The organism is Mycobacterium sp., assembly GCF_032162605.1.
Taxonomy (GTDB): Bacteria; Actinomycetota; Actinomycetes; order Mycobacteriales; family Mycobacteriaceae; genus Mycobacterium.
In genome coordinates this window covers 1-5,229 of the sequence record NZ_JAVROT010000125.1, presented here as the reverse complement: position 1 = coordinate 5,229, position 5,229 = coordinate 1, and the positions used below count along the sequence as shown (strand labels likewise).

The window sequence follows — 5,229 nt, the reverse complement described above, 5'->3', positions numbered from 1 at the left end:
GCGCGCTTCTTGGACAGGATCAGGCGGCCTTCTTTGTCCTCCTTGGTGAGGACCAACGCTTCGATCTCGTCGCCGACGGACACAACCTCACTGGGGTCGACGTCGTGCTTGATCGAGAGTTCGCGGGAAGGGATGACCCCTTCGGTCTTGTAACCGATGTCGAGCAACACTTCGTCACGGTCGACCTTGACGATGGTGCCTTCGACGATGTCGCCATCATTGAAGTACTTGATGGTCTTGTCGATCGCGGCGAGGAAGTCCTCTGCAGAGCCGATGTCGTTGACGGCAACTTGCGGCGAGGTGATGGACGGACTTGGCATGTGGCGGGTGGCTCCGGACAGGTTTTATCGTAGGGACAGTTGTTATTGATGTGTACGGGTGAGGCACGCTAACGCGCGCACACGAGCACGCAAAGAGCGTACGCGACTGTGTACACGCTGGACAAACTTGGGTCCGACCCAAACGCTACGCTGCTGTCGTGTCGAACGCCTCCGTGCCGCAATCTCCGCGCCCGGTCGGCCCGCCGCTGCCCCGCCGGATCCGCAAGGTTGGGGCGCCTCTCGGTGCGATCATCGCGATGGGCACCGTCGCAGGCCTCTCGGTGATCCTGCTGACGGCCGTCAACCCGGTCGGCACATCCATCGGGTTCGTGCTCGCCACCGTGACGACGGTCATCGTGGTGCTGGGCTACCTGTGGCTGGATCGGTGGGAACCAGAGCCGCCACGACTCCTCATCCTCGCTTTCACCTGGGGTGCATCGGTCGCGGTCGTGGTGTCGGTGATCCTCGAGCTCGTCTTCGGGTCCCTGCTCGCCACCGGTGAAGCGGCGACGGACGAATTCATCACTCTGGCAATCGTGGCCCCGATCGTCGAGGAGGCGGCCAAGGGCGCGTTCCTGCTGATCATGATGACCGGCCGCCGTCGCAACGAGCTCAATTCGCTGACGGACTGCCTGGTCTACGCCGGGATCACTGCGGCGGGTTTCGCCTGGCTGGAGAACATCGGATACATCGGTGGTGGCGAATCGCTGGGCGGGTCGCTGGTCACGGCCGGACTGCGCCTGATCATGGGGCCGTTCGCCCACCCGTTGTTCACCACCGTCACCGCCATCGGCGTGTACTTCGCCTTGCAACGCAGGAGCGTGCCGGCCAAGGCGGGCTGCATCCTGCTCGGGTACGCCGGTGCGGTGATCATGCACGCGCTGTGGAACGGGTCGTCGTTCGTGGGCATCGAGGCGTACTTCGGCGTCTACTTCCTCTGGATGGTGCCGGTGTTCGCACTGGCGATCGCTCTCGCGGTCGGCAGCCGCCGACGGGAACAGCGAATCGTCGCCGCGAAGTTGCCGGGCATGGTGGCCGCAGGCCTGGTGACCCCCAACGAGGCCACCTGGCTCGGCTCGATCCGCACCAGGGGGTTGGCGATCGGCGAGGCGACTCGCGTCGGTGGGCGGCCCGCGGGAAAGGGCGCCAAGAACTTCGCCGCGCAGGTCATCGAGCTCGCCTACGTACGGGACCGCATCGACCGTGGATTCGGCGACGAGCGGGTGACCGCGCTACTGAACGAGGAGGCGTACGGAGTCCACGCGGCGCGGGCCGCCGCCCCCGTGCTGCGGACCGTCGCCGCGTACCGCGCGCCTGGTACCTAGTGCGCCGCGGCGTCCCAGCTGCGGCCGTACCCGACCGAAACCTCGAGCGGCACGTCCAGCGGGTACGCGCCCCCCATCCTGTCGCGGACCAACTCGTCGAGCGTCTCGCGCTCACCGTCGGCGACCTCGAACAGCAATTCGTCGTGGACCTGCAACAGCATCCGCGACTTCAGTCCGGCGTCGCGGATGGCGTTGTCGGTGTTGATCATCGCGACCTTGATGATGTCGGCGGCACTCCCCTGGATCGGCGCGTTCAATGCGGCGCGCTCGGCGGCCTCCCTGACGTTTCGGTTGCTGCTGTCGAGCTCGGGCAGATAGCGCCGCCGGCCCAGCACGGTCGAGGTGTAGCCGTCCTTGCGGGCCTGTTCGACCACTGACTGCAGATAGTCGCGCACCCCGCCGAAGCGCGAGAAATAGGCGTCCATCTGCACCTTGGCCTCCTCGGTGGAGATCTTCAGCTGAGCGGCAAGGCCGTAGGCGCTCAACCCGTACGCCAGCCCGTACGACATCGCCTTCACGCGTCGTCGCAGTTCGGCCGTGACCTCGTCGATCGGCACGCCGAAGGCCCTGGACGCGACGAACGAATGCAGATCCTCTCCGGTGTTGAACGCCTCTATCAGCCCGTCGTCCTTCGACAGGTGCGCCATGATGCGCATCTCGATCTGGCTGTAGTCCGCGGTCATCAGCTCGGCATGACCGTCGCCGACCACGAAGCCATCGCGGATCTGCCGTCCTGCTTCCGTGCGGATCGGGATGTTCTGCAGGTTTGGCTCGGTCGACGACAGCCGGCCCGTCGCTGCGATCGTCTGGTTGAACGTGGTATGAATCCGGCCATCTGCGGCCGTCGAATTCAGCAACCCGTCGACGGTGACCTTGAGTCTGGTGGCATCGCGGTGGGCGAGCAGATGCTGCAGGAAGTGGTGGCCGGTCTTGTCGAAGAGTCCCTGCAACGCGTCGGCGTCGGTGGTGTAGCCGGTCTTGGTGCGCTTGGTCTTCGGCATCCCCAGCTCGTCGAACAGCACCACCTGAAGCTGTTTGGGCGAGCCGAGGTTGATCTGCTTGCCGATCACCCCGTACGCAGCCTCGGCCGCGTCGCGGATGAGGTCGGCGAACTGGCTCTGCAGCTGCCCGAGCAGGTCGAGGTCGACCGCGATGCCCGTCGCCTCCAACTGCGCGAGGACCCGCTGTACCGGAAGCTCCATCTGGCCCAACAGCGCCGACGAGTCGATCCTGGCCAGTTCCTCGTCGAGCGCGTCGGCGAGGTCGGCGACAGCAGAAGCCCTCAAAAGCAGCGTCTGCACCGCCTGGTCGTCGACGCCATCCTCGTCGTCGAGGAGCGAAAGCTGTTGTTGTTCAGGATTTTCCGCTCGCAGCTCCCGCTTGAGATACCGCACTGCGAGGTCGTCGAGCGTGAAGCTGCGCTGCCCGGGTCGCACCAGGTAGGCCGACAGGGCGGTGTCGGAGGTGACGCCGTTGAGATCCCAGCCGCGGCCGGCGAGGTCGTGCATCGCGAGCTTGGCCTCGTGCAGGGCCTTCGGCGACCCGGGGTCGCTGAGGAAGGCGGCCAGCGCCGCCTCGTCCTCCTGGGCCAGGGTCGAGGTGTCGAAGTAGCAGCCCTCACCGTCGGCCGAGACGATGGAGATCGCAGTGGCGTCGGAGTCGAACGCAAGGTGGGTCCCCACCACGGCGAGCCCGAACCGTCGGCCACTGCCGTGCTCGGCCAGCCAGGCCGCCAGTTGGCCGCGTTCGAGCACCCCGCCCCGTACGTCGAAGCCCTTCTCCACCTCCGGGTCGGACGACGCGAGCGTCTCGAACAGCCGGTCGCGGAGAACCCGGAACTCGAGGTCGTCGAAGAGTCGGTGGATCTGGTCACGGTCCCACGGCATCATCCGCAACGTGTCGGGCGTCTGGGCCAGCGGCACGTCCTTGACCAGTTCGGTCAGGTCGCGGTTGAGGATGACGTGGGAGAGGTTGGCGCGCAACGAGTCTCCGACCTTCCCTTTGACGGTGTCGACCTGGTCGACGAGCGCCTGCAGCGAGCCGTACTCAACGATCCACTTGGAGGCCGTCTTCTCCCCCACACCGGGGATACCGGGCAGGTTGTCGCTCGGGTCGCCGCGGAGCGCGGCGAAGTCCGGGTACTGGGTGGGCGTGAGCCCGTACTTCTCGACGACGGCATCCGGGGTGAAACGCGTCAACTCGGACACGCCCTTGCGTGGGTAGAGCACGGTGACATCGGGGCTGACGAGTTGCAGCGCGTCCCGGTCACCGGTGACGATCAGAACCCGGTAGCCCTCGTTCTCGGCCTGGGTGGCCAGCGTCGCGATGATGTCATCGGCCTCGAACCCCTGCTCGGCCAGCGCGGTGATGCCGAGCGCGACGAGGACTTCCTTGGTGATGTCGATCTGGCCGCGGAACTCGTCGGGGGTAGCGGACCGGCCTGCCTTGTACTCCGGGTACCTCTCCGACCTGAACGTCTGACGAGACACGTCGAAGGCCGCGGCGATGTGGGTGGGCTGCTCGTCGCGCAGGAGGTTGATCAGCATGGCCGTGAAGCCGTACACCGCATTGGTGGTCAAACCGCCCTGGGTCTTGAAGTTCTCCGCGGGCAGCGCATAGAAGGCGCGAAACGCCAGCGAATTGCCGTCCAACAGCATCAATGTGGGCTTGGTCTCGGTCTTGGCAGGGCTCACGCCCTCACTCTATTCACCCGCGCCGACACGGAGGAGACGCCGTGCCATCTGCACCAGCACCGAGGTCGCGGGGTTCGTCGGGCCGGTCGACCGCCAGGCCAGGACGAGGCGTCCGCGCATCTCGGGCCTGATCGTCAGCGCGTGCAGACCGGGCCTGGACCGCGACACCGAACTCGGCAGGATCGCGACGCCGAGACCGCGCTCGGCCAGTTCGGCCAACGCGATCGGCGTCGACGCCTCGAAGGCGATCCGTACCGACACCCCTGCCGTCGCACAGGCCTGGTCGAGACGCTGCCGGACACCGGTGCCGACGGGAAGCGCGATCAGGGAGCGTTCCGCCAGCGCGGCCAGTTCGACGCTCGATTCGCCCGCGAGGTCGTCGTCGTGACAGACCGCCGCATCGATGGCCTCGTCCGTCACGACCTCGACGTCGAGTCCGTCGGGACACTCGTCGGATCCCACCGACACGATCGCCACGTCGAGCACGCCACTGCGCAGCTGGGTGATCAGAACATCGGAGTTGTCCGTGCTGAGCGTGATCTCGACGCCGGGGTGCGCGCCGTGGAAGTCGGCCAGCAATCCCGCGATGTCCATGTCGTGAGCCGTCACCGTGCCGATGGCGACGGTTCCGCTGACGAGGTCGGTGAGCTCCTCGACCGACCGTCGCACGTCGGCGACGGCGGCAAGGGCGGCCGTCGCGGAGGGCAGCACCGCCTCACCTGCTGCCGTCAGGCGGACGGTCCGCTTCGATCGGTCCAGCAGCGGCTGGCCCAGTTCGCGTTCGAGTTTCTGGATCTGCGCACTCACTGCAGGCTGCGCCACGTGCAGACGCTCCGCGGCCCTGGTGAAGTTCGCCTCCGCGGCGACCGCGACCAGATATTCCAGCTGCCG

At 66.7% G+C, this 5,229-nt stretch carries 4 protein-coding genes; 1 reads left to right on the top strand and 3 read right to left on the bottom strand.

Annotated features, from left to right (window positions below; genetic code table 11):
- Positions 1-320 (bottom strand): S1 RNA-binding domain-containing protein (locus QOI01_RS07815; RefSeq protein WP_526379618.1); only part of this gene is annotated, 320 nt, incomplete at its 3' end.
- A gap of 158 nt (positions 321-478) precedes the next feature.
- On the opposite strand from QOI01_RS07815, the gene QOI01_RS07810 reads away from it, so the two are divergent.
- Positions 479-1,645 carry a PrsW family intramembrane metalloprotease gene (locus QOI01_RS07810; protein ID WP_526379616.1) on the top strand — a complete coding sequence of 389 codons (1,167 nt, stop codon included), beginning with the start codon at positions 479-481 and terminating at the stop codon, positions 1,643-1,645.
- Here QOI01_RS07810 and polA read toward each other — a convergent pair.
- Together polA and QOI01_RS07800 are read right to left on the bottom strand one after the other, a co-directional pair.
- Positions 1,642-4,302, bottom strand: a complete 2,661-nt coding sequence (gene polA / locus QOI01_RS07805) for a DNA polymerase I (protein ID WP_526379619.1) — start codon at positions 4,300-4,302, stop codon at positions 1,642-1,644. The two genes, QOI01_RS07810 and polA, sit on opposite strands and share 4 nt — an antisense overlap.
- Positions 4,303-4,347: 45 nt before the next feature.
- On the bottom strand, positions 4,348-5,229 hold an 882-nt coding region (locus tag QOI01_RS07800), incomplete at its 5' end, for a LysR substrate-binding domain-containing protein (protein ID WP_526379614.1).

Excerpts from the sequence above, each read along its gene's own strand:
- polA (WP_526379619.1), bottom strand. The coding sequence starts at position 4,302 with ATGCTGTTGGACGGCAATTCGCTGGCGTTTCGCGCCTTCTATGCGCTG.